This is a genomic window from Streptacidiphilus sp. EB103A (genome assembly GCF_041261405.1).
Taxonomy (GTDB): Bacteria; Actinomycetota; Actinomycetes; order Streptomycetales; family Streptomycetaceae; genus Streptacidiphilus.
The window spans coordinates 180,060-204,966 of sequence record NZ_JBGCAQ010000012.1 but is presented as its reverse complement, the minus strand read 5'-3'; the positions used below and the strand labels follow the sequence as shown (position 1 = coordinate 204,966).

General features: G+C 71.5%; 24 protein-coding genes and 5 tRNA genes. 9 read left to right on the top strand and 20 right to left on the bottom strand.

Annotated elements, in window-relative coordinates; translation table 11 throughout:
- Window positions 1-19 precede the first annotated feature (19 nt).
- Window positions 20-1,045 (bottom strand): ATP-dependent 6-phosphofructokinase, encoded by a 1,026-nt coding sequence (locus ABH941_RS21160; RefSeq protein ID WP_370130973.1) that lies wholly within the window; start codon window positions 1,043-1,045, stop codon window positions 20-22.
- Between the two features lie 64 nt (window positions 1,046-1,109).
- Window positions 1,110-2,075 (bottom strand): thiamine-phosphate kinase, encoded by a 966-nt coding sequence (locus tag ABH941_RS21155; RefSeq protein WP_370130972.1) that lies wholly within the window; start codon window positions 2,073-2,075, stop codon window positions 1,110-1,112.
- Window positions 2,076-2,293: 218 nt separating this feature from the next.
- Between ABH941_RS21155 and ABH941_RS21150 the strand changes: the two genes are divergently transcribed.
- A complete protein-coding gene (locus ABH941_RS21150; protein WP_134000542.1) occupies window positions 2,294-2,527 on the top strand; it encodes an Lrp/AsnC family transcriptional regulator in 234 nt (77 codons plus the stop codon).
- Window positions 2,528-2,546: 19 nt separating this feature from the next.
- Window positions 2,547-3,071 (top strand): DUF3515 domain-containing protein, encoded by a 525-nt coding sequence (locus tag ABH941_RS21145; RefSeq protein WP_370130971.1) that lies wholly within the window; start codon window positions 2,547-2,549, stop codon window positions 3,069-3,071.
- 102 nt (window positions 3,072-3,173) lie between these two features.
- On the opposite strand, the gene ABH941_RS21140 is transcribed toward ABH941_RS21145, so the two are convergent.
- From ABH941_RS21140 to ABH941_RS21130, 3 genes are all read right to left on the bottom strand, one after another.
- A complete protein-coding gene (locus ABH941_RS21140; RefSeq protein ID WP_134000548.1) occupies window positions 3,174-4,349 on the bottom strand; it encodes a D-alanine--D-alanine ligase family protein in 1,176 nt (391 codons plus the stop codon).
- A gap of 255 nt (window positions 4,350-4,604) precedes the next feature.
- On the bottom strand, window positions 4,605-5,609 hold the full coding sequence (locus tag ABH941_RS21135) for an NAD(P)H-dependent glycerol-3-phosphate dehydrogenase (protein ID WP_370130970.1): 1,005 nt from the start codon (window positions 5,607-5,609) through the stop codon (window positions 4,605-4,607).
- The gene (locus ABH941_RS21130) at window positions 5,606-6,385 is read right to left on the bottom strand and encodes a lysophospholipid acyltransferase family protein (RefSeq protein ID WP_370130969.1); all 780 of its coding nucleotides are present in this window, start codon (window positions 6,383-6,385) and stop codon (window positions 5,606-5,608) included. Before ABH941_RS21130 ends, ABH941_RS21135 begins: the two co-directional genes overlap by 4 nt.
- A 118-nt stretch (window positions 6,386-6,503) precedes the next feature.
- On the opposite strand from ABH941_RS21130, the gene cofC reads away from it, so the two are divergent.
- Together cofC and ABH941_RS21120 are read left to right on the top strand one after the other, a co-directional pair.
- Complete coding sequence (gene cofC, locus ABH941_RS21125) at window positions 6,504-7,154, top strand: 2-phospho-L-lactate guanylyltransferase (protein WP_370130968.1); 651 nt, start codon at window positions 6,504-6,506, stop codon at window positions 7,152-7,154.
- A 14-nt stretch (window positions 7,155-7,168) separates the two neighbouring features.
- Window positions 7,169-7,372, top strand: coding sequence for a hypothetical protein (locus ABH941_RS21120; protein WP_370130966.1), 204 nt, complete (start codon window positions 7,169-7,171; stop codon window positions 7,370-7,372).
- A gap of 123 nt (window positions 7,373-7,495) precedes the next feature.
- On the opposite strand, the gene ABH941_RS21115 is transcribed toward ABH941_RS21120, so the two are convergent.
- The 4 genes from ABH941_RS21115 to leuC all read right to left on the bottom strand — a co-directional run bounded on the left by ABH941_RS21115 (window position 7,496) and on the right by leuC (window position 10,862).
- Window positions 7,496-8,245 carry an HU family DNA-binding protein gene (locus tag ABH941_RS21115; RefSeq protein ID WP_370130965.1) on the bottom strand — a complete coding sequence of 250 codons (750 nt, stop codon included), beginning with the start codon at window positions 8,243-8,245 and terminating at the stop codon, window positions 7,496-7,498.
- A 131-nt stretch (window positions 8,246-8,376) separates the two neighbouring features.
- Entirely contained in the window at window positions 8,377-8,655 is a 279-nt protein-coding gene (locus ABH941_RS21110) for a hypothetical protein (RefSeq protein WP_134000560.1), read from the bottom strand.
- Between the two features lie 180 nt (window positions 8,656-8,835).
- Window positions 8,836-9,432: a 3-isopropylmalate dehydratase small subunit gene (gene leuD, locus ABH941_RS21105; protein WP_134000563.1), complete on the bottom strand. Its 597-nt coding sequence runs from the start codon at window positions 9,430-9,432 to the stop codon at window positions 8,836-8,838.
- Window positions 9,433-9,437: 5 nt separating this feature from the next.
- Complete coding sequence (gene leuC, locus ABH941_RS21100; protein WP_370130964.1) at window positions 9,438-10,862, bottom strand: 3-isopropylmalate dehydratase large subunit; 1,425 nt, start codon at window positions 10,860-10,862, stop codon at window positions 9,438-9,440.
- Window positions 10,863-11,031: 169 nt separating this feature from the next.
- Here leuC and ndgR point away from each other — a divergent pair, with 169 nt between their 5' ends.
- Window positions 11,032-11,745, top strand: coding sequence for an IclR family transcriptional regulator NdgR (ndgR, locus tag ABH941_RS21095; protein ID WP_030263993.1), 714 nt, complete (start codon window positions 11,032-11,034; stop codon window positions 11,743-11,745).
- Window positions 11,746-11,881: 136 nt separating this feature from the next.
- On the opposite strand, the gene ABH941_RS21090 is transcribed toward ndgR, so the two are convergent.
- From ABH941_RS21090 to ABH941_RS21040, 11 genes are all read right to left on the bottom strand, one after another.
- On the bottom strand, window positions 11,882-13,111 hold the full coding sequence (locus ABH941_RS21090; RefSeq protein ID WP_370130963.1) for a glycosyltransferase family 39 protein: 1,230 nt from the start codon (window positions 13,109-13,111) through the stop codon (window positions 11,882-11,884).
- A 96-nt stretch (window positions 13,112-13,207) separates the two neighbouring features.
- The gene (locus ABH941_RS21085; protein ID WP_370130962.1) at window positions 13,208-14,875 is read right to left on the bottom strand and encodes a DUF6297 family protein; all 1,668 of its coding nucleotides are present in this window, start codon (window positions 14,873-14,875) and stop codon (window positions 13,208-13,210) included.
- Complete coding sequence (locus ABH941_RS21080; RefSeq protein ID WP_370130961.1) at window positions 14,872-15,612, bottom strand: ABC transporter ATP-binding protein; 741 nt, start codon at window positions 15,610-15,612, stop codon at window positions 14,872-14,874. The genes ABH941_RS21085 and ABH941_RS21080 overlap by 4 nt, the downstream gene beginning before the upstream one ends.
- Before the next feature lie 89 nt (window positions 15,613-15,701).
- Window positions 15,702-15,773, bottom strand: a tRNA-Gln gene (locus ABH941_RS21075).
- Between the two features lie 117 nt (window positions 15,774-15,890).
- Window positions 15,891-15,963: transfer RNA gene (locus tag ABH941_RS21070), tRNA-Glu, on the bottom strand.
- 95 nt (window positions 15,964-16,058) lie between these two features.
- Window positions 16,059-16,134 (bottom strand) — tRNA-Glu (locus ABH941_RS21065).
- 25 nt (window positions 16,135-16,159) lie between these two features.
- A tRNA-Glu gene (locus ABH941_RS21060) sits at window positions 16,160-16,232 on the bottom strand.
- Between the two features lie 31 nt (window positions 16,233-16,263).
- Window positions 16,264-16,335: transfer RNA gene (locus ABH941_RS21055), tRNA-Gln, on the bottom strand.
- 156 nt (window positions 16,336-16,491) lie between these two features.
- Window positions 16,492-18,003, bottom strand: coding sequence for a glutamate--tRNA ligase (gene gltX / locus ABH941_RS21050; RefSeq protein ID WP_370130960.1), 1,512 nt, complete (start codon window positions 18,001-18,003; stop codon window positions 16,492-16,494).
- On the bottom strand, window positions 17,996-18,778 hold the full coding sequence (locus tag ABH941_RS21045) for a fumarylacetoacetate hydrolase family protein (protein ID WP_370130959.1): 783 nt from the start codon (window positions 18,776-18,778) through the stop codon (window positions 17,996-17,998). Before ABH941_RS21045 ends, gltX begins: the two co-directional genes overlap by 8 nt.
- Before the next feature lie 116 nt (window positions 18,779-18,894).
- On the bottom strand, window positions 18,895-19,101 hold the full coding sequence (locus tag ABH941_RS21040; RefSeq protein WP_370130958.1) for a hypothetical protein: 207 nt from the start codon (window positions 19,099-19,101) through the stop codon (window positions 18,895-18,897).
- 538 nt (window positions 19,102-19,639) lie between these two features.
- On the opposite strand from ABH941_RS21040, the gene ABH941_RS21035 reads away from it, so the two are divergent.
- The 4 genes from ABH941_RS21035 (at window position 19,640) to ABH941_RS21020 (ending at window position 24,850) form a co-directional block, all read left to right on the top strand.
- Window positions 19,640-23,284 (top strand): nitrate- and nitrite sensing domain-containing protein, encoded by a 3,645-nt coding sequence (locus tag ABH941_RS21035; RefSeq protein WP_370130957.1) that lies wholly within the window; start codon window positions 19,640-19,642, stop codon window positions 23,282-23,284.
- Window positions 23,285-23,289: 5 nt separating this feature from the next.
- Complete coding sequence (locus ABH941_RS21030) at window positions 23,290-23,712, top strand: roadblock/LC7 domain-containing protein (protein WP_123500222.1); 423 nt, start codon at window positions 23,290-23,292, stop codon at window positions 23,710-23,712.
- Window positions 23,713-23,802: 90 nt separating this feature from the next.
- Complete coding sequence (locus ABH941_RS21025; RefSeq protein ID WP_370130956.1) at window positions 23,803-24,261, top strand: DUF742 domain-containing protein; 459 nt, start codon at window positions 23,803-23,805, stop codon at window positions 24,259-24,261.
- Complete coding sequence (locus ABH941_RS21020) at window positions 24,242-24,850, top strand: ATP/GTP-binding protein (RefSeq protein ID WP_134000583.1); 609 nt, start codon at window positions 24,242-24,244, stop codon at window positions 24,848-24,850. The genes ABH941_RS21025 and ABH941_RS21020 overlap by 20 nt, the downstream gene beginning before the upstream one ends.
- Window positions 24,851-24,907 lie beyond the last annotated feature (57 nt).

Here is a 24,907-nt window from a genome sequence, read left to right as displayed (position 1 = left end):
CCAACCTATCCGGCGGCGGCTAGAGCACCGCCTCTGCCTCCGACCAGCGGCTCTCGGGGACGGTCTTCAGCCGGGTCACCGCGTCCACGATCGGGACCAGCCGGATGTCGGTGCCGCGCAGCGCCGTCATCTGGCCGTAGGCGCCCTTGTGGACGGCCTCCACGGCATGCCAGCCGAAGCGGGTGGCGAGCACCCGGTCCTGGGCGGTGGGGGTGCCGCCGCGCTGAACGTGGCCCAGGATCACCGGCTTGGACTCCTTGCCGAGCCACTGGGCGATCTCGCCGGCCAGCCGGGTGCCGATGCCGCCGAAAGTCTGGTGGCCGTAGGCGTCGGTCGCGCCGTGCTCGAAGCGCATGGTGCCGGGCTGCGGGGCGGCGCCCTCGGCGACGGCCACGATGGCGAACTTCTTGCCCCGGGAGAACCGTTCCTCGACCATCCGGCAGACCTCCTCGACGTCGAAGGGCCGCTCCGGGATGAGGATGCCGTGGGCGCCGCCGGCCATCCCGGCGTGCAGGGTGATCCAGCCGGTGTGCCTGCCCATCAGTTCGACCACCATCACCCGTTGGTGTGATTCGGCCGTGGTCTTCAGCCGGTCGATGGCCTCGGTGGCGACATGGACGGCGGTGTCGTGGCCGAAGGTGACGTCGGTGGCGTCGATGTCGTTGTCGATGGTCTTGGGCACGGCGACGACCGGCAGCCCGGCGTCGCTGAACAGCTGGGCGGCGGTGAGGGTGCCCTCGCCGCCGATGGTGATCAGGGCGTCGATGCCGAGCGCCTCGGCCAGCTCGGCGGCCCGGGCCACACCGTCGCGCATCCGGTCCCTGGCCACCCGGGCCGAGCCGAGGACGGTGCCGCCGCGGGTGAGGATGCCGTGGACGTCGTCCAGGGCCAGCGGACGGCCGCGGCCCTCGATCAGTCCCAGGAAGCCGTCCTCGATGCCGACGACGGTGTCCTTGTGGTCGGCGACCGCGCGGTGCACCACCGAGCGGATCACCGCATTGAGTCCCGGACAGTCCCCGCCGCTGGTCAGCACACCGATTCGCATGGATCAAGCCTATGCAGAAACGGATGCTCCATGCCGCTTCGTCCGCACACGGACACGCGGTGGGTCAGCCGCCGAAGTGGTCCCAGCCGCCGGCCCGGTCCCACACGGCGCCGTCCACGGTCACGGTGCCGGTCTTGGACAGCCCGGCCGGCCGGGTGACCTCGCCGACGATGCGCCAGCGCGAGGGGAGGTGAGTGTCCGGGGGGAAGGTGGCGACCAGGGCGTGGTCCTCGCCGCCGGAGAGCACCCAGGTCAGCGGGTCGACCCCGACGGCCTGGCCGATGTCGGCCATCTGCGCGGGGATGTCGAAGCCGGCCGCCCGCAGGTCGATGTGGACGCCGCTGGCCTCGGCCACGTGTCCCAGGTCGGCGACCAGACCGTCGCTGACGTCGATCATCGAGGTGGCGCCGAGCTGCGCCGCCGCGGGGCCCGCGTGGTACGGGGGCTCCGGGCGGCGGTGCGCCTCGACGAAGGCGCGCGGGGAGCGGAAGCCGCGGGAGAGGACGGTGAAGCCCGCGGCGGACCAGCCGAGCCAGCCGGTCACCGCCACCACGTCGCCGGGGCGGGCGCCGGAGCGGGTCACCGCGGCGCGGCCCTGGAGGTCGCCGAGGGCGGTGATGGCCACCATGATGGTGTCGCCGCGCACCACGTCGCCGCCGACCACGGCGGCCCCGGCAACCTGGCACTCGTCCCTGATGCCGTCCATCAGCTCCAGCGCCCAGGTGGCCGGGAGCTCGGCCGGGGCGACCAGGCCCAGCAGCAGCGCGGTGGGCGCGGCACCCATGGCGGCGATGTCGGCGAGGTTCTGCGCGGCCGACTTGCGGCCCACGTCGTAGGCGGTGGACCAGTCCCGCCGGAAGTGCCGGCCCTCCAGCAGCACGTCGGTGCTGGCGACGACCCGTCCGTCCGGGGTCGCGACCACGGCGGCGTCGTCGCCGGGGCCGAGTTCCACGGCCCTGGTCCGGGGCAGCCTCGCGGTCAGCTCACGGATCAGCCCGAACTCGCCGAGCTCGCCGACGGTGCCCTGCATGTGTGTCCTTCCGGCCCTTGTGGCTCCGAGTGATGCTCCCGCGCGCAGCGTACGCCCTCGACTCCGGCCGCACGCCTCCCCCTCGCGGTGGGGGCGCGATAACGTGCGGCCCCGCCGGGGATTCAGCGGGCCGCTGGCGGGGAACCACAGCCCTCGCACGATCCCCACTCGCACGATCCCACTCGCACGATCCGCGCAGAGCCGCCGGGAGGTCCACCGTGGTACACGCCTACATCCTCGTGCAGACCGAAGTAGGAAAAGCGTCCGCAGTAGCCGGGGTGATAGCCGCTATCACGGGCGTGCTGCAGGCCGAGGACGTCACCGGGCCCTATGACGTCATCGTCCGAGCCGAAGCCCCGACCATGGACGACCTGGGCCGCATGGTCGTCGCCCAGATCCAGCAGGTCGAGGGCATCACCCGAACCCTGACCTGCCCGGTGGTGAATCTGTAGCCCGGTCTAGCATCGCTGGGTGAGCTACCGCCCGCCCCGCCGCGCCCTGACGGTCCTGCTGCCCGCGGCGGCCCTGCTACTGGCGGGCTGCTCGGGCAGCGGCGCCGTGCACGTGGCCGCGCCGACGCCGAGCGGCAGCGCGGGGGCGCGGTGCGGTGCGCTGGTGAAGGCGCTGCCCGGGACGCTGCTGGGGCAGCGGTCCCGCCCCGTCTCGCCGGCCTCGACCACCACCGCGGCCTGGGGTGACCCGGCGATCACGCTGCGGTGCGGGGTGGGCACCCCGGGGGCCCTGGACCCCGCCTCCAGCGAGTACGATCCGAATCTGGCCCACCACGACGCGCAGGACGTCAACGGGGTGTGCTGGCTGATCGGCCAGACCCAGGGCGGCGGGTACCGGTTCACCACGATCGTCCAGAAGACCTATGTCGAGGTGAACGTCCCCGCGTCCTACGCGGGGCAGCAGTCGCCGCTGGGGGGACTGGCGTCGGCGGTGCTGGCGAACGATCCTTCGGATCCGGCCAGGGCGCAGTTCAACTGTATCTGAGCTCAGATTGCGTCTGCGGACCGTAAGCGGCTTGTCGCGCAGTTCCCCGCGCCCCTATCAGGGGCGCGGGGAACTGCGCGAACAACCATGCAGACGCCGCGGCTACCGCAGACCCGTGCTCCGCCGCAGCGCCGCCTTGATCAGACGGTCGATCAGCTCCGGGTAGGGCACCCCGGAGGCCTCCCACATGCGTGGGTACGCGGAGATGGGGGTGAAGCCCGGCATCGTGTTGATCTCGTTGACCACGAAGGTCCCGTCCGCCAGCAGGAAGACGTCCACCCGGGCCAGGCCCTCGCAGGACAGCGCCTCGAACACCTCGACGGCCAGCGCCTGCAGCCGCGCGGTCTCGTCCTCGGTGAGCGCCGCGGGGATCTGCACGTCGCTGGAGTCGATGTACTTGGCCTCGAAGTCGTAGAAGTCGTAGCCCTCGCCGACCATCACCTCGGCCGGCAGGCTGGCCCGCGGGCCGTCCTCGAACTCCAGGACGCCGCACTCCAGTTCGCGGCCGACCAGACCGGCCTCGATGATCAGCTTGGGGTCGTGCCGGCGGGCCTCCGCCATCGCGGCGTCCAGCTGCTCCGGGTCGGAGACCTTGGTGATGCCCATGCTGGAGCCGGCCCTGGCCGGCTTCACGAACACCGGGAAGCCCAACTCCGCGATCCTGGCGCGGACGGCGGGCCGGTTGGCCTCGACGTCCCACTCGCGCGGACGGACCACGGTGTACGGGCCGACCGGCAGCCCGAAGGCCTGCAGCAGCCGCTTGGTGTACTCCTTGTCCATGCCCACCGCGCTGGCCAGCACGCCGGACCCGACATAGGGCACCCCGGAGAGCTCCAGCAGGCCCTGGACGGTGCCGTCCTCGCCCCAGGGGCCGTGCAGCAGCGGGAGGACCACGTCCACCTCGCCCAGTGCCTTGGGGACGGCGCCCGGCTCGGTGTAGACCAGCTCGCCCCTGGACACCGGGTTGACCGGCAGGGTGACCTGTCCCTCGGCGGACTCGGCCACCTGGTCGACGCTGGGGAGCCGGCCGTCGGTGATGGCCATCCTGGCCGGCTCGTCGGCGGTCAGCGCCCAGCGGCCGTCGGCGGTGATGCCGATCGGCAGCACCTGGTACGCCTCGCGGTCGATGGCGCGCAGCACGCTGCCCGCCGTGATCGTGGAAACGGCGTGCTCGGAGCTGCGACCACCGAAGACGATCGCGACACGCGGCTTGCGGGCGGAGGCTGCGGCGAACGCGGGGTCGGCAGCCGGGACTGGGGAGGAGGACTCAGTGCTCATATCCCCATGGAGACTACCGTTCGGGCCTGACGGTTGCGCGCCAGGAGGGTGCCGAAGATCTAGGCCGGATCAGGGAGCGGCGTCCTGAGGCTTCGATGGCAAGGCGGAGGAGGGAGCCAACCGTGGTTGGTAAAGGGTGACCAGGGGGCACCTCCCGCCCGAAGGGTGGGGGAGACAACGCGGCCAGCGGAGTCTCAGGGCGTCGCGAGCCCGGCCTAGATCTTCGGCACCCTCCTAGAACCCTCCCGGGGCGCGTCAGCGGCGCTCGGGCTTCGCCGAACGGGACATCAGTTCCTTGACGGCGACCAGCGGGGGTTTCCCGCCGTGGACGATGTCCACCACGGTCTCGGTGATCGGCATGTCCACCCCGTGCCGCCGGGCCAGCTCCAGCACCGACTCGCAGGAGGTGACCCCCTCCGCGGTCTGCTTGGTGGCCGCGATGGTCTGCTGCAGGGTCATCCCCCGGCCCAGGTTGGTGCCGAAGGTGTGGTTGCGGGACAGCGGCGAGGAGCAGGTGGCGACCAGGTCGCCCATCCCCGCCAACCCCGCGAAGGTGTACGGGTCCGCGCCCATCGCGAGGCCCAGCCGGCTGGTCTCGGCCAGGCCGCGGGTGATCAGCGAGGCCTTGGTGTTGTCGCCCAGGCCCATGCCGTCCGCGATGCCGACCGCGAGGCCGATGACGTTCTTCACCGCGCCGCCGAGCTCGCAGCCGACCACGTCGGTGTTGGTGTACGGGCGGAAGTAGCCGGTCTGGCAGGCCGCCTGGAGCCGCTTGGCGACCTCCTCGTCCTCGCAGGCCACCACGCTCGCCGCGGGCTGCCTGCGGACGATCTCCGGGGCGAGGTTGGGTCCTGACACCACCGCGATCCGCTCCGGACCGGCGCCGGTGACCTCGGCGATGACCTCGCTCATCAGCTTGCCGCTGCCGAGCTCGACCCCCTTCATCATGCTGACCAGCACCGTCCGCCGGTCGAGCACCGGCGACCAGGCCTCCAGATTGGCCCGCAGCGTCTGCGACGGCACCACCAGCACCGCGAACTCCGCACCGGCGGCGGCCTCGGCCGGGTCGCTCGTCGCGGTGACTCCCGGCGGAAGCTCCAGGTCGGGGAAGTAGTCCGGGTTGTGGCGGGTCCGGTTGATGGTCTCCGTCAGTTCGGGGCGGCGCCCCCACAGCGAGACCTCACAGCCGGCGTCGGCGAGGATCATCGCGAAAGCCGTGCCCCACGACCCCGTTCCAAACACGGCACAACGGGTCGTCACCGACCGGCCTCCCTCTCCCGGCGCTGCTCCGTCGCGGCGCGCTGCACGTCGTAGCGTACGGGGGGCGCCTTCTCGTCGCGCAACTGCTCCAGCAGCGCGGTGATGGCATCCATGATCACCTCGGTGGCCTCGCGGAGCACCGGGCCGGTGATCGGCCTGTCCTGAAAGGCACTCAGGTCCACCGGGGGGCCCGCGGTGACCTGGACGGTGTGCCGCGGGAAGGGCTGGAACCTGCGATCGCCCTTGCCGCCCTTGGCATAGCGCGGAATGATCTCGTGCGCGCCCCACTGCGCCACCGGGATGACCGGGGCGCCGGTCATCAGCGCGACCCTGGCCGCACCCGTCTTGGCCGTCATCGGCCACAGGTCCGGGTCGCGGGTCAGCGTGCCCTCGGGGTAGAAGGCCACGCACTCGCCCTTGTCGACGGCCTCGACGGCGGCGCGGAAGGCGTAGGCGGCGTCGGCGGAGCCCCGGTACACCGGGATCTGCCCGGCGCCGTGCAGGATCCGGCCGATGACCGGCACCTTGAACACCCCGGCCTTGCCGAGGAAGCGCGCGGGGCGCCCGGAGTCGTACTGGTAGTGGCCGTAGACCAGCGGGTCCAGGTAGGAGTTGTGGTTGATCACGGTGATGAATCCCCCGGTCTCCGGAAAATTCTCCATTCCGCTCCAGTCGCGCTTGGTCAGCAGGAACAGCGGGGGCTTTCCGATGGCCGCTGCGAGGCGGTACCAGAATCCGTATCTGCGACGGGCCGCCTTCGTACTCCTGCCGGGCACGCGCACTCCTCCTTGCACAGTTTCCGCTGATCCTGACCGTACAAGTGTCTCCCGCTGCCGGACAGGCTGTCGAGGCACCCCCCTTGCCGGCTACCGGGACCGGGCACAATGGCGTGCTGTGAGCCCCCTCCGCTGGACCCTGGTCGTGCCGCTGAAGCCGCTGGCGCGCGCCAAGAGCAGGCTGGCCGACGCCACCGGGGCGCTGCGGCCCGAACTCGCCATGGCCTTCGCCCAGGACACGGTGGCGGCGGCACTCGACTGCCCGTCGGTGGCACGGGTGCTGGTGGTCTCGGACGACGCGGTCGCCGGGGCGGCGCTGGCGGTCCTGGGCGCGGAGCTGCTGCCGGACCTCCCCCGGGCCGGGCTCAACGCCGCGTTGGCGCACGGCGCGGAGGAGGCGCGCGGCCGGTTCGGGGCGGGACGGGTCGCCGCGCTGTCGGCCGATCTGCCCGCGCTGCGCCCGGCGGAGCTGGACCGGGTGCTGCGGGCCGCGGCCGGACAGCGGCGGGCTTTCCTCGCCGACGCCCAGGGCGTCGGCACCACCCTGCTCGCGGCCGCCGCCGGGGTACCGCTGGGGCCGGGCTTCGAGGGCGGCTCCCGGCTGCGCCACGCCCGCTCCGGCGCCCACGAGCTGACGCTCCCTGATGTCCCCTCCGTCCGCAGGGACGTGGACACCCTGGACGACCTCCGCGAGGCGCTGGCATTGGGCGCCGGGCCGCGTACGGCCGCGCTCGCGGCACTGGTCAGCCTTGGCCGGTCACCGGGTTGATCTAGGCTGAGGCCATGCAGGCAACCGCGTTCACGTACTCCGCCGAGACCCACAGCGGTTCGGTGCTGCTCGACGACGGCACCCCGCTGGCGTTCGACGCCCCGGCGTTCGACGCGGGCGGGCTGCTGCTGCTCCGGCCGGGGCAGCGGGTCAGGATCGAGACCGAGGGCGAGGGCGACGCCCGCCGCGTGGTCCTGCTGACGCTGCACACCTTCTGACGCTGTAGATCTCCTGGCGCCGCGGAACGACGGACGGGCCGGGCGCCAGGAGGATGGTCCCCTGGCACCCGGCCCGTCGGCCAGCGCCTACAGGTACTGCAACTGCTCCTGCTCGGCCTGCGGTCAGACCTTCTTGACGGCCCGCTTGGCGGGGGCCTTCCTGGCGACAGCCTTCTTCGCCGTGGTGGCCTTGACGGCCGTCTTCTTCGCCGCGACGGCCTTCTTGGCCGTGGTCGCCTTCTTGGCGGCCGGACGGGTCGCCGAGGCGGTGACCGTCTTCTTCGCCGGGGCCTTGGACGCCGCCGAGGTCTTCTTCGCCGCGGTGGTGGTCTTCTTGACGGCGGTCTTCTTGACTGCCGTCTTCTTCGCGGGGGCCGCCGCCTTCACGGCCGTGGTCTTCTTGGCCGCTGCGGCAGCGGTGGTCTTCTTGACCGCGGCTGCCTTCTTCACCGTCGCCGTGGCCTTCTTAGCGGTGGTCTTCTTGGCCGCCGCCTTCTTCGCGGCCGGGGAGCCGGCCGGAGCCGTCATCCCGCTCTTGCCCGGGGTCAGTGAGCCCTTGGGGGCCTTCTTGACCGACGGGCCGGTCTTCGGAAGCTTCTTCGAGCCGCTGACCAGGTCCTTGAAGCCCTGACCCGGACGGAAGCGGGGCACCGCGGTCTTCTTGACCTTGACCCGCTCGCCGGTCTGGGGGTTGCGGGCGAACCGCGCGGAGCGGTCCACCTTCTCGAAAGTGCCGAAACCGGTGACGGATACGCGGTCTCCCGCGGTCACCGCACGGACGATGGTGTCGAGCACAGCGTCCACTGCTTCTGCGGCGGCCCGACGGCCACCCAGCTGCTCGGCCACCGCTTCAACAAGCTGCGCCTTGTTCACGTCTTCCCCTTCGGAAACCAGTGCCCGGATGATTCTGTTTCGATCCGGGCTTTTCGCACGTTAGGCATGTATATGCGGCAATTCAAATACCAAACCTGCGAATCACCCTTGTGTCGCAATGGATTCGGCTTTCAGGACCCGGGCGGCAGCGGGAGCTCCCCACTGTCCAGCGCGTCCGTGAAACTGGCCAACCTCCGTGCCGCTTCCGGGAGATCGCGCTTCGCCGCCTCGGTTACCAGGAGCAACGAACGGGTCAGCGCGGCCCGGATGGGCTCCGACACGTCCAGGGCACGCACCTGGGCGTGTGCCACCTTCAGCCGCGTGGCCACAAGCCTGTAGAGCTCGGCCTCGACAGCCTCCTCCGCGTCTCCCGGGTCGGGGTCGCGAGGGGGTTGGTCGGCCGGACTCATGTGCTGATTGTGCCATCTGCGGGGAGTTGCACCTTCCGGAGCCTCAGTTCGACCTTACACAGAGTCACCGGCGGCAAGCCAACGGCCCCCCGGTTCGGTCGCTTGGACCGCCCCGGGGGGCCGTTGTGACGAACAATCAAACTTCAGCCGTACGGCCGCGAGCACGGCCGTGACGAGGGCTCAGCCGACGGGCTGGGTACGCGGCTTGAAAGCGGGCCGCTCGGACTCGAACGCGGCGATCTCGGACTCCTGCTGGAGCGTGATGCTGATGTCGTCCAGGCCGTTGAGCAGCCGCCAACGGACGTTCTCGTCCAGTTCGAAGGAGTCCGTGACGCCCTCGGCGCGCACCTCGCGGGCCTCCAGGTCGACGGTGACCTCCGCGGTCGGGTCGGCCTCGATCAGGGCCCAGATCCGCTCCACGGTCTCCTGCGGGAGGATGACCGTCAGCAGGCCGTTCTTCAGCGAGTTGCCACGGAAGATGTCGGCGAAGCGGGAGGAGATGACGGCCCGGAAGCCGTAGTTCTCCAGCGCCCAGACGGCGTGCTCGCGGGACGAGCCGGTGCCGAACTCGGGTCCGGCGACCAGGATGCTGGCCCCGGCGTACTGCGGCTGGTTGAGGACGAAGCTGTCGTCCTTGCGCCAGGCCTCGAACAGGCCGTCCTCAAAACCGGTACGGGTGACCTTCTTCAGCCAGTGCGCCGGGATGATCTGGTCGGTGTCGACATTGCTGCGGCGCAGCGGGACGGCCCGGCCGGTGTGGGTGGTGAACTTCTCCATGGTGCTCAGGCCTCCACGAGCTGCTGGGCGTCGGACAGGTCGGACGGCGAGGCCAGGTGGCCCAGTACGGCGGTGGCGGCGGCCACCTGCGGGGAGACCAGGTGGGTCCGTCCGCCCTTGCCCTGGCGGCCCTCGAAGTTGCGGTTGGAGGTCGAGGCGCAGCGCTCGCCCGGGGCCAGCTGGTCCGGGTTCATGCCCAGGCACATCGAACAGCCCGCGTGCCGCCACTCGGCGCCGGCGGCGGTGAACACCTTGTCCAGGCCCTCCTCGATCGCCTGCAGGGCGACCCGGACCGAGCCGGGGACGACCAGCATCCGTACCCCGTCGGCGACCTTGCGGCCCTCGACGACGGCCGCGGCGGCGCGCAGGTCCTCGATCCGGCCGTTGGTGCAGGAACCGACGAAGACGGCGTCCACCGCGACCTCGCGCAGCGGCGTACCGGCGGTGAGGCCCATGTAGCGCAGGGCGTTCTCGGCGGCGATGCGCTCCTGCGGGTCCTCGTAGGAGGCCGGGTCGGGCACGTTCGCGCTCAGCGGGGCGCCCTGGCCGGGGTTGGTGCCCCAGGTGACGAAGGGGGTGAGCTCGGCGGCGTCGATGAAGACCTCGGCGTCGAACACCGCGTCCTCGTCGGTCGCCAGCGTGTTCCAGTAGGCCACCGCGTCGTCCCAGTCGCCGCCCTTGGGGGCGTGGTCGCGGCCCTCCAGGTAGGCGTAGGTGGTCTCGTCCGGGGCGATCATGCCCGCCCGGGCGCCGGCCTCGATGGACATGTTGCAGATGGTCATCCGGGCCTCCATGGAGAGGCTGCGGATGGCCGAGCCGCGGTACTCCAGGACGTAGCCCTGCCCGCCGCCGGTACCGATCTTGGCGATCACCGCCAGGATCAGGTCCTTGGCGGTCACGCCCTCCGACAGCTCGCCCTCGACCGTGATCGCCATGGTCTTGAAGGGGGCCAGCGGCAGGGTCTGGGTGGCCAGCACATGCTCGACCTGGCTGGTGCCGATACCGAACGCCAGTGCCCCGAAAGCGCCGTGGGTGGAGGTGTGCGAGTCGCCGCAGACCACCGTGGTGCCGGGCTGGGTCAGACCCAACTGGGGCCCCACGACATGGACCACACCCTGCTCGACGTCGCCCAGCGAGTGCAGCCGGACGCCGAACTCCGCACAGTTGGCGCGCAGCGTCTCCAGCTGGATCCGGGAGACCGGGTCGGCGATGGGCTTGTCGATGTCCAGCGTGGGAGTGTTGTGGTCCTCGGTGGCGATGGTGAGGTCGGTGCGGCGGACCTTCCGGCCGGCCAGCCGCAGCCCGTCGAACGCCTGCGGGCTGGTCACCTCGTGGAGCAGGTGCAGATCGATGAAGAGAAGGTCCGGCTCGCCCTCGGCGCGCCTGACGACATGGTCGTCCCAGACCTTCTCCGCGAGTGTGCGTCCCATCACTGTCCCTCCGACCGGCTGCATCGTCGGTCTACGTGTTGTCATTGCGTGCCCCGCACCTCGTGCCCCGTACATCCGCAGAGGCCCTGGGGGCTGCTGTTCTCAAGAGTGGCGCAGATCCCAGAGAATTGAACTTGCGTCTCGCGATCTGAGACTGCAATATCAGCGCATGGACAACTCTAGTGGCGTCGGCGTTCTCGACAAGGCTGCTCTGGTGCTGAGCGCGCTGGAGTCAGGCCCCGCAACCCTGGCCGGACTGGTGGCCGCGACCGGCCTGGCTCGGCCGACCGCGCACCGGCTGGCCGTCGCGTTGGAACACCACCGACTCGTGACCCGTGACATGCAGGGCCGTTTCATTCTCGGCCCCCGACTCTCAGAACTCTCGGCGGCGGCGGGTGAGGACCGGCTGCTGGCGACGGCGGGACCGGTGCTCACGCATCTGCGCGACGTCACCGGCGAAAGCGCCCAGCTCTACCGCCGCCAGGGTGACCTGCGCATCTGCGTGGCCGCGGCCGAGCGGCTGTCCGGGCTGCGGGACACCGTGCCGGTCGGCAGCACCCTGCCGATGAAGGCCGGCTCCGCGGCCCAGGTGCTGCTGGCCTGGGAGGAGCCGGAGCGGCTGCACCGCGGCCTGCAGGGCGCGCGGTTCACCGCGACGGCGCTGTCCGGGGTGCGGCGGCGCGGCTGGGCCCAGTCGATCGGCGAGCGCGAGCCCGGGGTGGCCTCGGTGTCCGCGCCGGTGCGGGGGCCCTCCAACCGGGTGGTCGCCGCGGTGTCCGTGTCCGGACCGATCGAGCGGCTGTCCCGTCACCCCGGACGGCTGCACGCCCAGGCCATCATCGAGGCGGCGGGGCGGCTCACTGAGGCGCTGCGGCGGGCTTGATGTCCGTAAGTGGCTGGTCGCGCAGTTCCCCGCGCCCCTGGCACGTGCAACTGAACCAGTTGCAGACGCCTAGGGGCGCGGGGCTCTGCTTGCTGAAAAGCGTGCGCGACAAGCCAGGCACACGCCGCAGCCGGAGTCAGGACGGCGCCCCGCCGTAGAAGACCACGAAGGCGCCGTACAGGCCCGAGACCAGGGCCGCCGCGGTGAGCACCAGCAGCAGCGTCACCCTGGACCGTAGCCGGGAGAGCGACACCGCCAGCGGGAACAGCAGCGGGAGGGCCGGCATCAGGAAGCGGGCCAGCGGCGGGTAGAGCGAGGCGTTGCCCAGGTCGATGACCAGCAGACCCGCGCTGAAGACCAACAGCACGAGCGGCTGCCGGTGCGCCAGGGCGATCGCGAAGAGCAGCAGGTAGCCGAAGACGGTGAGGGCCATCACCGAGTACGCCAGCGGGATGCCCTCGGCCGCCCGGGGGCTGAGGAACACATGGTCGAACCACTTCACGGTGCCCACGCCGCCGTCGAAGGTGGAGCCCCAGGCCCGCTGGATCCGGAAGTACGCGCCCCAGGAGTGCTCCGCCCAGCCCACGTACAGGATGTAGCCGACCCAGCCGAGGGGGGCCAGCAGAGCGGCCGCCAGCGGCCGCCACCAGCGCACCGAACCGCGCCCGCGCAGACTGCGGTAGAGCTCCACCGCCGCGGCGACGCCGACCGCCGCGGTCAGCGCCATCGCGCTGGGCCGGCTCAGGCCGGCCAGCACGCACAGCAGACCGGCTAGCAGCCAGCGCCGGCTCAGCACCGCGTACAGGGTCCAGATCGCCAGGCAGCTGAACAGCGCCTCCGAGTAGGCCGTGTTCTCCAGCACCGCCAGCGGCAGCACCCCCCAGAGCACAGCGGCGACCACACCGGCTCGCTGCCCGTGGCACATCCCGGCCACCGCGTAGGCACCCCAGGCCGCGCCCAGGCCGCTCAACGAGGCGACCAGGACCAGCGCGGTGCCGGTGGTCACCGGGAGGACCGTCCTGACCGCGTCGCCCAGCCAGGGGAACAGCGGGAAGAAGGCGCGGGTGCTGTAGGGGATCCCGTGGCTGCCGATCAGGCCGTTCGCCGACCCGTACCCGTGCTCGATGATGCGGACGTACCAGCCCGCGTCCCAGAGGCTGCCGAGCCGCTGCAGTACCGGCTTGTGCTGCTGCTTCCCGACGATCAGCAGCACCAGCAGCCCGATCGCGCGGACCGCGCAGTAGCCGAGCAGGGCCGGGGCGGCGGCGCGGAGCGGGTGGAGCGGGACGGGCCGGATCGCGGCTCGCAGGGAACCCGCCCGCGAGGGGGTCGGTATTCGGCTCCCCACCGGGGCAGTCGCTGTCATACAAGAACGTTAAGTGATTCCTGTTTGCGACCAGGGAGAAGCCTGGGTTTTCGCTCGAATTCTTGTCCCATTCTTGATCTGCGCCTTGATCCGGGCTCAGTCCTTCGGACGATGCCGGCCCGACAGCGTGAGCGCCCGCTGGTAGGCCCAGTAGAGCAGGATCGCGGCGAAGACCAGGCACCAACTGACGGCCAGCGGGGCGCTGGGCCCCCGGCCGAGGCCGAACACCAGGGCGAGGGCCGGAACCAGGGTGACCGGCCCCGCGGCGTACCAGGCCAGGAAGATGAACGGGCCCATGCTGCCCATCCCGCTCGGCGAGTACATCAACTCCTGCCGCGAGGGGCCGCGGCAGGCGTTCACCATCGCCGCCGCGGTGAGCGGCAGGGCCGCGACCGGCGCCAGCCACACGGCCGCGCCCGCTCCGGCGAGGACGGCCACCGCGGCGCCGAGCGCCGCCAGCAGCACGCTCGCCAGCGCCGGAACCACCGCATGACGCAGCATCAGCTCGCCGTACGGATAGGGCGACCAGCCGGCCCGGCGCGGATCGTCAGCCTCCACCCGGGCCGGTTCCGCGAGTTGGGCCACCGCCAGGTAGCCGAAGGCCACCGAGCAGGCAGTGATCAGCAGCCGGTCCGCGCCGCTCGCCGCCACCGCCGCGGGCAGCAGCAGCATGGCCGGCGCCGAGAAGAACACGGCGCGACCGAGCCGTGACGGCGCGCGCAGCAGGGCGGTGAGGTCACGCCAGGGAACGGCCAGCCAGGGCCGGGTGGGCGGCGGGATCCGCAGTCTGGCCCGGTGCGCCCGCTGGTCGGACTGGGCCAGCACCATCCGGGCCGAGCGCAGCTCGGCGGTGCGCAGGGCCGCCGCGACCCCGGCCGCGGTCCGGGCCCGGTGCCGCAGACTGCTCAACGGGATGGCCGGGGCGGCCCGGTGGGCCAGCACCATGGCGACGGCGGTCAGCAGCAGCAGCGGCACCAGCGCCGCCCAGCCGCCGGGAATGGCCGCGGTGGTGGGGGTGAGGCCGACCAGCGCCGGCCAGCCCCAGGGTCCTGACCACATCTCGATCCGTTCCAGCAGCGTGGACCCGTGCCCGTTCCAGGCGAAGCCGCTCTGCACGGCGAGCAGCAGCACCAGCACCGCGACCACCGGGGTGGCCCTGCGGACGAACCGGGCCGCCGCCTCGTAACGCTCCACCGCCACGGCGCAGCAGGTGGCCACCAGCGGCACGCACACCCCGCCGATCAGCGCCCAGCCGAAGGCGGGCAGGAAGCCGGTCCGGTCCATCAGCCCCAGGGCCACCCCGGACGCGGCCGCTGCCAGCAGACCGGGGACCAGGGCGACGGCGCAGGAGGTCCAGAACCACGGGCGCAGCACCGGCCCCGGACGCATCGGCTGCGCCAGCAGCCAGTCCACGGTGGCCCGCGGGGCGACCACCGGGCCGCGCCACAGCGCGTCCCTGGCCACCACCAGGATCAGGCCGAGGCTCAGCGCGCACACCCCGGAGGGCAGCGCGGCGAGCAGTTGGGCGCCGTGGGCGGTGTAGTCGGTGCCCATCGAGGCGTTGGCGAAGGCCCCGATCGAGAACATCCCGCCCCAGGCGAGGACGATCATCAGGCCGACGTAGACGGTGTAGCCGATCTGGCCGGCCCGCGAACGGCGGTGCGGAGCGCGCAGCGCGCGCAGCAGGGCCATGGTGTCGTCGGTCCAGTCCGTCCACTCGGCCTCGGCGGACTCCGGCGCGACGCCCCCGTCGGCGACGCTCACCGCGCTCCCCCGGCGGCGGCGCCGGGGAAGGCCGTCGGCAGGACGGCCTCCGGAGTGCCCTGGGCCAGCAGCGCCCCGTCCTCCAGCAGCAGTACCCGGTCGGCGACATGCATCGCCAGGTCGGGGTGGTGGGTGGCGAGCAGGACGGCGACCCCGTCGGCGAGCTCGGCCTTGAGCAGGTCGGCCAGGCGCTGCCGGGCCCCGGGGTCGAGCCGCTGCTCGGGCTCGTCCAGGATCAGCAGGTCGCGCGGGCGGACCAGGGCGGAGGCCAGCAGCAGCGACTGGAGCTGACCGGAGGAGAGCGAACCGGGCAGCGCCTCGGCGTGCTCGGCCAGGCCGCGGTCGGCGAGGGCCCGGTCGACCCAGTGCAGCGGCTCCTCCACCCCGTGCGCCACGGCCACCAGGGCCAGGTGCTCACGCACCGTCAGATCCGGGTAGCAGGCCGAGACATCGCCGACCACCGCGAGCCTGGCGCGGACCCGGGGGTCGTTCTCGTCCATGGGGACGCCGTCGAGCTTCACGGTGCCGCTGGTGGGGGTGTCCCGGCCGGCGGCCAGCCGCAGCATGGTCGACTTGCCCGAGCCGTTGTGGCCGACCAGGGCGACGCACTCGCCGGCGGCGAGGTTGAGGCTGACCGGCTGGAGGGCGACCCGGCCGCCGTACCGCCGACTGACCTGATGCATCGCCAGCAGCGGACGTGCGGCCTTTCTGCTGCTCTGCTTCTTCGCCTGAGCCATGCGCGCTGCCGGCCTCTCAAATGCGCTCGCAGGCATAACACTCGCCTGCATACAAAAAATGGCCCTTTCGGGCCTTCGGTGTCGCCTTGCTGGGGTACCAGGACTCGAACCTAGACTAAGTGAACCAGAATCACTCGTGCTGCCAATTACACCATACCCCAAGGGGAGTTCAACCGTTCCCCGACGAACACTCCGGGGAGAACAATACCTGACCAACGGCATGATCCACACCAGCGACGCAGCAGGCCCCCGACCGGAGCCGGGGGCCTGCTGTGATGTACCCCCGACCGGATTCGAACCGGCGCTACTGCCGTGAGAGGGCAGCGTGCTAGGCCGCTACACAACGGGGGCAAGCTTTGGTGATCCTGCTTCGTCGCCTCGGGGACCGGAGCCTTCCGGAGCCTGTCCGGTGCACGGGGTCGACCCGATGGTGAGGGTGGAGGATCTGGTACCCCCGACCGGATTCGAACCGGCGCTACTGCCGTGAGAGGGCAGCGTGCTAGGCCGCTACACAACGGGGGCTTGATCTTCTCTGCTTGGTGGTGCGTACCCCCGACCGGATTCGAACCGGCGCTACTGCCGTGAGAGGGCAGCGTGCTAGGCCGCTACACAACGGGGGCTCACGAGAACGGATCTCGTAAGGGAACTGCGCTGGGGTACCAGGACTCGAACCTAGACTAAATGAACCAGAATCACTCGTGCTGCCAATTACACCATACCCCATTGGCTGTCCAGGTGATCTTGGTGAGAGTTTCTGGTTCTCTCCCCGTCCCTCCCGGGCGGCGCAACAAGAAGAACGTTACCCGATGGGGGGCATCGCACCAAAATCGATAAGCCCTGCCCCCGGCGGTGGTCACTCCGCCGGGGGCGGGACCCGGATCAGCCCCGGGCGCGCTCCAGCGCGGCCCGCAGCCGGCGCAGGGTCTCCTCCCGGCCCAGCAGTTCCATCGACTCGAACAGCGGCGGCGAGACCCGGCGGCCGGTGACGGCCACCCGCAGCGGGGTGAAGGCGAACTTGGGCTTGATGCCCAGGCCGTCGACCAGGGCGGCGCGCAGGGCGGCCTGGATGTCGTCCGGGTCGAAGCCCTCCAGCGCCTCCAGCGCGTCGATGCTGGCCTGCAGCACCGGTGCGGCATCGGGGGTGAGCACCTTCTCGGCGTCGGCCGGGTCGAGGGCGAAGTCCTCGGGGGCGACGAAGAGGAAGCCGAGCATGCCGACGACCTCGCCGAGCACGACCATCCGCTCCTGGGTCAGCGGGGCGGCCGCGATCAGCAGGTCCAGCTGGGCGTCGGTCGGGCCCTCGGCGGCGAACAGGCCCGCCGCGGTGAGGAAGGGGATCAGCCGTCGGACGAACTCGGCGGGCGCCAGGGCGCGCAGGTGCTCGGCGTTGATCGCCTCGGCCTTCTTGAGGTCGAACCGCGCCGGATTGGAGTTCACCTTGGCGAGGTCGAACGCGGCGACCATCTCCGCCATGGAGAAGCGGTCCCGGTCCTCGGCCAGCGACCAGCCCAGCAGCGCCAGGTAGTTGAGCAGCCCCTCGGGGAGGAAGCCGCGCTCGCGGTAGAGGTTGAGCGAGGCCTGCGGGTCGCGCTTGGACAGCTTCTTGTTGCCCTCGCCCATGACGTAGGGCAGGTGCCCGAACTGCGGCGTCGGCCCGGTGGCGATGCCCAGCTCGGCCAGCGCCCCGTACAGCGCGATCTGCCGGGGGGTGGAGGAGAGCAGGTCCTCGCCGCGCAGCACATGGGTGATCCCCATCAGCGCGTCGTCCACCGGGTTGACCAGGGTGTAGAGCGGCGCGCCGTTGGCCCGGACGATGCCGTAGTCCGGCACGTTCTCCGGGGTGAAGGTCAGCTCGCCGCGGACCAGGTCGGTGAAGGTGATCGGCGCGTCGGGCATCCGGAAGCGGACGATCGGCTTGCGCCCCTCCGCCTGGTAGGCCGCGATCTGCTCGGCGCTCAGGCCGCGGCAGTGGCCGTCGTAGCCGGAGGGCCGACCGGCCGCGCGGGCGGCCTCACGGCGGGCGTCCAGCTCCTCGGTGGAGCAGTAGCAGTGGTACGCGTGGCCGGACTCCAGCAGCTTGGCGGCGACGTCGGCGTAGATGTCCATCCGCTGCGACTGCCGGTACGGCTCGTAGGGTCCGCCGACCTCGGGCCCCTCGTCCCAGTCGAAGCCCAGCCAGCGCATGGCGTCCAGCAGCTGGTTGTAGGAGTCCTCCGAGTCGCGGGCCGCGTCGGTGTCCTCGATCCGGAACACCAGGGTGCCGCCGTTGTGCCGGGCGAAGGCCCAGTTGAACAGGGCGGTGCGGACCAGGCCGACGTGAGGGTTGCCGGTCGGGGAGGGACAGAAGCGGACCCGGACGGTGGGGTCGAGCTCGCTTGCGGTGTTAGCCACGCTTGATCACCTTGTTGGTGAGAGTGCCGATGCCTTCGATGGAGACGGCGACCTCGTCGCCGACGTTCAGGGGGCCGACACCCGCCGGGGTGCCGGTGAGGATGACGTCTCCGGGGAGCAGCGTCATCGCCTCGGTGATGTGGACGATGAGGTCCGCGACCGAGCGCACCATCTGCGAGGTGCGGCCGGCCTGGCGCAGCTCCCCGTTGACGGTGCAGGTGATCGCCAGGTCGGCCGGGTCGAGGTCGGTCTCGATCCAGGGGCCGAGCGGGCAGGAGGTGTCGAAGCCCTTGGCCCGGGCCCACTGGCCCTCGCGCTGCTGGACGTCGCGCGCGGTCACGTCGTTGGCGCAGGTGTAGCCGAAGACCACCTCGGGGACCCGCTCGTGCGGCACGTCGCGGCACATCCGGCCGATGACCACGGCCAGCTCGGCCTCGTACTGGACGTCGGAGGAGAACGGCGGGTAGGCGATGTTCTCGGTGGGGCCGATCACGGCGGTCGAGGGCTTGAAGAAGGTGAGCGGAACCTCGGGGACCTCGTTGCCGAGCTCCGCCGCGTGGGCGGCGTAGTTGCGCCCCACTGCGACGATCTTGTTGGGGAGCATCGGGGGCAGCAGCCGCACGTCCTTGAGCGGCAGGACCTGGCCGGTGGGCTGCAGGTCGCCGAAGGGGTGGCCGGAGAGCACATGCAGGGTCAGCGCCTCCGGCTGGGTGGCGTCCCCCTCGACGACACCGAAGGAAACGGTCCCCTCACTGGAAAACCTGGCGATACGCACGGTGGCTGCTGTCCTCTTCGGGCTCGCGAACGGTGGTGCCGCCAGCCTATCCGCCGATACGCCGAGGGCCCTGCCGGTTTCCACCCGGCAGGGCCCTCGGCGGCGCGCCGCGCCTGTCACTCGTTGACCGCAGACTCCTTGACCGCCTGCGCCGGGGCGACCATCAGGTTGGTGCGCCGCGGGTTGGCGGTCGTGCGGGGCAGTTCGGCCTGCTCGGTCGCGGAGCTGCGGAGCGCAGGGGCGCCGTCGACGGGCAGGGAGGCGAGAGTCGTCCGGCGCGGGTTTGCGGTCGGACGGAAGCTCATCGTCGTCTTGGTGGACACGCGGACTACCTCACAGGGGCAGAAGGGCGGAAGATCGGATGCGCATCAGGATCTCATTCCACACAGGAGCCGCTTCGCACTACCTCAACTCCTGTGATTTTGCTCACTTCTAACCCACAGAGTTCCGACAGTTACGACATTGTGCCCTGTTGAGACAAACAGACATCACGGGGCAGACCGGACAAAATCATCACGGGGCGTAATGCCGTTCGAACACGCGGCATGCTGCTACTGTCCGAAACGTGCGGTATTCCAGGGGGATCGACCCACAATCTGTCAAGGGGAAGCCGCAGAGAGTAACCGAAGTGGCTACACTGCGTCGCCCCTTGTTGCAGGTGCGGCACTGTGCTGAAATTCCACGGACCGCCGGAGGCCGCCCCTCCACTGCGCTACTGCCAGCGCCGGGGCCCAACTCCTACGGCGGCACGGGCACACAACAGGGTCTGCTGAAACAGGACCCGGGCCCGCCCGAAACTCGACACCGTCCTGCTTCCGCGTACGCGTGGACAGGGCGCCTGGTCCAGAGGTTGCGACGCTAGTGCAGGGACGTATCAAGAGGGGTGGCGGCGGCCCGGGCGACCCGGCGGACCGCGAAGCAGCCGTTCGTCAGCAGCATGCGCCCACGGCGCCGACTGCCGACCCGGGCCGAGAGGGCGGTTCCACCAGCAGCCGGCAGCGGACCGCTGACGCCGCGAAGGCCCGAATAGGGCGGCTCACCCCGACCCGGGTCACCGGCATCAAGCGCTATGCGCTGAGCAACTGGCGTATCCGGACCAGGCTGACCGCACTGCTGATCCTCCCGGTGATCGCGGCCATGGTGCTGGGTGGCTTCCGCATCCAGGCGTCACTGCAGACCCAGCAGCAGCTCGCCAAGGCCTCCCAGCTGGGTGGGATCGCGCAGAGCGCGACCCTGCTCGCCACCGCGCTGGAGAACGAGCGCGACACCGCGGCCGGCATCTCCACCGCCACCGGCGACAAGACGGCGGACGCGATCCAGGCGGCCCAGAAGATCACCGCCACCCGGCGGATCAACTTCACCACGCTGACCAACAGCCTGGACTCGGCCACCCTGCCCGGCAACGGCGTCGACATCACCAGCATCAACAGCAGCCTGCAGGGGCTCGGTGACATCCGGGCGAACTCGTTCTCCCGCGGCGGCACCAACATCCTTCAGTCCGTCAACTCCTACGACAAGCTGATCACGCCGCTGCTGACGCTCAGCCAGGACATCGCCCTGGCCTCCAGCAACGCCCAGCTGATCCAGAGCACCCGTGCGCTGCAGGAGTTCTCGCTCTGGAAGGAGAGCCAGTCCATCATCCGCGCGGTGATCAGCGCCGGACTGGCCTCCAACCCGCAGACCCTGCAGGTCGGTGACCGCGCCTACGCCGCGGCCGCCTTCGCCGACGCCCAGAGCGCCCAGACGGCCTTCGAGCGCCTCTACGGCGGCGGTGTCACCGCGGCCCAGGCGTTCAGCGCCACCTGGGCCAACAACATCAACGTCAAGAACGCGACGCGACTCACCACCACCGTCCTGCAGTCCACCGAAGGCTTCGCCGCCTACCCGAACCTCCCGCAGTACGCCGACTGGGACGCCGAGGCGACCACCCAGATCAGCCTGATGAGCCAGGCCGAGAACGTCCTGGTCCTCGGCCTGAACGCGCAGACCAGCAGCCTGAGCAGCGCGGCGAAGACCGACGCGATCGTCAACGCGGTGCTGATCGGCCTGGTCCTGCTCGTCGCCATCGTCGGCGCCGTGATCGTGGCCCGCTCCATGGTCCGCACGCTGAGCAAGATGCAGCATGCGGCCGAGGACGTCGCCGAGAACCGGCTGCCGGAACTGGTCCGCACGCTCTCCGAGTCGGACCCGCAGGACGTGGACACCTCGGTCGCACCGATCGGCATCAACACCACGGACGAGATCGGCCACGTGGCCCGAGCGTTCGACCAGGTGCACGCCCAGGCCGTCCGTCTCGCCGCCGAGCAGGCGCTGCTGCGAGGCAACATCAACGCGATGTTCACCAACCTCTCGCGCCGCTCCCAGGGCCTGATCCAGCGCCAGCTGTCGATGATCTCCGAGCTGGAGAGCCGCGAGGCCGACCCGGACCAGCTGGCCAGCCTCTTCAAGCTGGACCACCTCGCCACCCGTATGCGCCGTAACGGCGAGAACCTGCTGGTCCTCGCGGGTGAGGACCCCGGCCGCCGGTGGACCCGCCCGGTCCCGCTGGTCGACGTGCTCCGCGCCGCGGCCTCCGAGGTGGAGCAGTACGAGCGCATCGAACTGGCCTCGGTGCCCACCGCCGACGTCGCCGGACGAGTCGTCAACGACCTCGTCCACCTGCTCGCCGAGCTGCTGGAGAACGCGACCTCGTTCTCCAGCCCGCAGACCCGGGTCCGGGTCACCGGCCACGCGCTGCCGGACGGCCGGGTGCTGGTCGAGATCCACGACACCGGCATCGGCCTCTCCCCCGACGACCTGGCCGAGATCAACGAGCGGCTGGCGAACCCGCCGGTGGTGGACGTCTCCGTCTCCCGCCGCATGGGCCTGTTCGTGGTCGGTCGACTCTCGCTGCGTCACGGCATCCGGATCCAGCTGCGCCCCAGCGACTCCGGCGGCACCACCGCGCTGGTCATGCTGCCCGTGGACGTCACCAACGCGGCCGAGCGCCGCGGCGGTTCGGCCGGTCCCGGCCAGCAGCGTCCGCAGGGCGCGCCCGGCCAGGGCGGTCAGAACCCCGGCGCGCCGGGCAGCGTGGGCATGCAGCAGCAGCGCGGCGCGATGCCGCAGGCACCCGGTCGCGCGCCGCTGGGCGGCGGCCCCTCGGGCGGCCCCGGCGGACGCCCGTCGCTGCCCCCGCAGCCCGGTACGCAGCAGTCCGGCCTGCCGCAGCGCGGCGACACCCCGGGCCTGCCCCAGGGCTCCTCGCCGATGGGCGCCCCGGCGCCCGGCGGCCGCCCCGGCGGCCAGCAGCAGCCGGCCCACGCCCAGCAGGACCCGACCCTGCGGACCATGGCGCAGCAGGGCCCCGGCCCGCAGCAGCGCGGACCGCAGGGACCCCAGCAGGGCATGCAGCAGCCCGGCATGCAGCCGCCGGTCCCGCTGGACGAGCAGGGCCTGTGGAGCGAGCAGCCGCAGCACGGATCACCGGCCCCGACCGGTCGGCCCCAGGCACCGGCCGGAAGGCCTCCGGTCCCGGCCGGCCAGCCGCTGGCTCCCGCCGGGCAGCCTCTGGCTCCCGACAACATGGAGAGCACCGCGCAGTTCGCCCGGCCGCACTTCGACGAGGAGCCGGCCCGGCCGATCCCGCCGCAGCCGATGCCGCCGCGGCCGGTCGAGCCGCAGGCCTTCGCGCCGCAGCAGCCCCAGCGGCCGCAGCAGCAGATGCCGACCCAGCAGCCGGTTCCGCCGCAGCAGCAGGCCCCGTCCCAGCCGGTGGCGCTTCCCTCCGCCGACGCGGCGAGCCACCCGCTGACCCGGGCCCTGCCACCGGCCGAGGCCGGCGCGGGCAGCTCGCCGATCTTCGAGGCGATGGAGTCCAACTGGTTCCGCAGCGGCCGTGCCGACCGGATGCGGGCCGTGCAGGTGACGGCCCCGGCCGAGACCGCCGGTCCGGAGCAGGCGGCCCCGCAGGCCCCGGCGCCGCAGCGGCCCTCGCAGAACCGCTTCCAGCGCCCCGGCACCTCGGCGCCCCAGCCCCCCGTCCAGCAGGGGCCGGGCTCCGTGCAGCAGCCCCAGGGCCAGGCCGAGACATGGCAGCGTCCGGGAACCTCCTCCCCTGCGGCTGACGCACCGTTCGGCGCGCCGCCGCAGCGGCCGATGCCGCAGCGCGGAGTCGGCGAGGGCATGCCGGCCGGTGCCAGCGCCGCCGGTCAGTGGCGGACCTCCGCCAACGACGAGGTGTGGCGCCGGGCCGAGCAGGTCCGTGAACCCAGCGCCGGCGGGGTGCTGCCCTCGGGTCTCCCCCGCCGGGTGCCCAAGGCCAACCTGGTCCCGGGCACCGCCGAATCCGTCCCGCCGGAAGGTCCGCAGAGCCAGGTGTCCCGTTCGCCCGAGGAGGTCCGCGGCCGGCTCACCAACCTGCGCCGCGGCATCCAGCAGGGACGCCAGGCAGGCGCAGGCGGCTCCAACCAGGCCAACCCCGGCGGCAACGCGGGCCCGTACGGCACCAACCCCCAGGAGCGTTGATTCAGATGAGTCAGATGTCCCAAGCGGCACACAATCTGAACTGGTTGATCACCAATTTCGTGGACAACACCCCCGGGGTGTCGCACACGGTGGTGGTCTCCGCCGACGGCCTCCTGCTCGCCATGTCCGAGGGCTTCCCGCGGGACCGTGCCGACCAGCTGGCCGCGGTCGCCTCCGGGCTGACCTCGCTCACCCAGGGCGCCTCCAGGATCTTCGAAGGCGGCCGGGTCACCCAGACCGTGGTCGAGATGGAACGCGGCTTCCTGTTCATCATGGCCGTCTCCGACGGATCCTCACTCGCCGTCCTCGCCTCCCCCGACAGCGACATCGGCCTGGTCGGCTACGAAATGGCCCTCCTCGTCGACCGCACCGGTGACGTGCTGACCCCGGCACTCCGGACGGAGCTCCAAGGCAGCCTGCTCCACTGAGGCATGCCGCTCCTTCCGGGCACACACTCCCTCGCACCAACACCACGCCGCGGAGAGGCACGACGGACCGCTGCAGCTCAAGGAGGACAGATGACCCCGCCCCAAGGCTCCACCGGTCCGTACGGCAATCCGTACGGCGGCGGCTCGTACGGCGGCCAGCAGGGAACGCACGGCTCGCACGGCTCGCAGCCGCCCCAGGGGGGTGCCCGTCAGCCGCTGGTGCGCCCGTACGCCATGACCGGCGGACGGACCCGGCCGCGCTACCAGCTCGCCATTGAGGCCCTCATCTCCACCACGGCCCAGGCGGACCGGGCGGGCACACTGCTCCCCGAGCACGCCCGGATCGTCCAGCTGTGCCGCGAGGTCAAGTCGGTCGCCGAGGTCAGCGCGCTGGTCCCGATGCCGCTGGGCGTGGCCCGCATTCTCGTAGCCGACCTGGCCGAAGCCGGCCTGGTCGCCATCCACCAACCTGCGGCCGCCTCCGAATCGGGCGGAACGCCGGACGTCACACTGCTCGAAAGGGTGCTCAGTGGACTTCGGAAGCTCTAGGCCCGCGGCGCCCTTCGCGCCGGCCCCACCCGCCCCGCACCGGGCCACCACCTCGGCGAAGATCGTCGTGGCCGGCGGCTTCGGGGTGGGCAAGACGACCCTGGTCGGCGCGGTCTCCGAGATCAACCCGCTGCGCACCGAGGCCGTGATGACCAGCGCCTCGGCCGGCATCGACGACCTGACCCACATCAGCGGGAAGACCACCACGACGGTGGCCATGGACTTCGGCCGGATCACCCTGGACGAGGACCTGATCCTCTACCTGTTCGGCACCCCCGGACAGGACCGCTTCTGGTTCATGTGGGACGACCTGGTCCGCGGCGCCATCGGCGCCGTCGTCCTGGTCGACACCCGCCGCCTCGCCGACTGCTTCCCCGCCATCGACTACTTCGAAAACAGCGGACTGCCCTTCGTCGTCGCCCTCAACGCCTTCGACGGCAACCAGACCCACAACCCCGACGAAGTCCGCGAAGCCCTCCAACTCGGCCCCGACACCCCCGTCATCACCACCGACGCCCGCCGCCGCGACAGCGCCAAATCCGCACTCATCACCCTCGTCGAACACGCACTCCTCGCCCGACTCCGCTGAGGCTCTGCATAACAGTTCGACACGCAATTCATTCACAAAAATCACCACAGGTGACCA

Excerpts from the sequence above, each read along its gene's own strand:
- ABH941_RS21025 (WP_370130956.1), top strand. The coding sequence starts at position 23,803 with ATGACCCCGCCCCAAGGCTCCACCGGTCCGTACGGCAATCCGTACGGC.
- ABH941_RS21080 (WP_370130961.1), bottom strand. The coding sequence starts at position 15,612 with ATGGCTCAGGCGAAGAAGCAGAGCAGCAGAAAGGCCGCACGTCCGCTG.
- leuD (WP_134000563.1), bottom strand. The coding sequence starts at position 9,432 with ATGGAGAAGTTCACCACCCACACCGGCCGGGCCGTCCCGCTGCGCCGC.
- ABH941_RS21030 (WP_123500222.1), top strand. The coding sequence starts at position 23,290 with ATGAGTCAGATGTCCCAAGCGGCACACAATCTGAACTGGTTGATCACC.
- ABH941_RS21110 (WP_134000560.1), bottom strand. The coding sequence starts at position 8,655 with ATGAGTCCGGCCGACCAACCCCCTCGCGACCCCGACCCGGGAGACGCG.
- ABH941_RS21160 (WP_370130973.1), bottom strand. The coding sequence starts at position 1,045 with ATGCGAATCGGTGTGCTGACCAGCGGCGGGGACTGTCCGGGACTCAAT.
- ABH941_RS21120 (WP_370130966.1), top strand. The coding sequence starts at position 7,169 with ATGCAGGCAACCGCGTTCACGTACTCCGCCGAGACCCACAGCGGTTCG.
- leuC (WP_370130964.1), bottom strand. The coding sequence starts at position 10,862 with ATGGGACGCACACTCGCGGAGAAGGTCTGGGACGACCATGTCGTCAGG.
- ABH941_RS21140 (WP_134000548.1), bottom strand. The coding sequence starts at position 4,349 with ATGAGCACTGAGTCCTCCTCCCCAGTCCCGGCTGCCGACCCCGCGTTC.
- ABH941_RS21090 (WP_370130963.1), bottom strand. The coding sequence starts at position 13,111 with ATGACAGCGACTGCCCCGGTGGGGAGCCGAATACCGACCCCCTCGCGG.
- ndgR (WP_030263993.1), top strand. The coding sequence starts at position 11,032 with ATGGACAACTCTAGTGGCGTCGGCGTTCTCGACAAGGCTGCTCTGGTG.
- ABH941_RS21155 (WP_370130972.1), bottom strand. The coding sequence starts at position 2,075 with ATGCAGGGCACCGTCGGCGAGCTCGGCGAGTTCGGGCTGATCCGTGAG.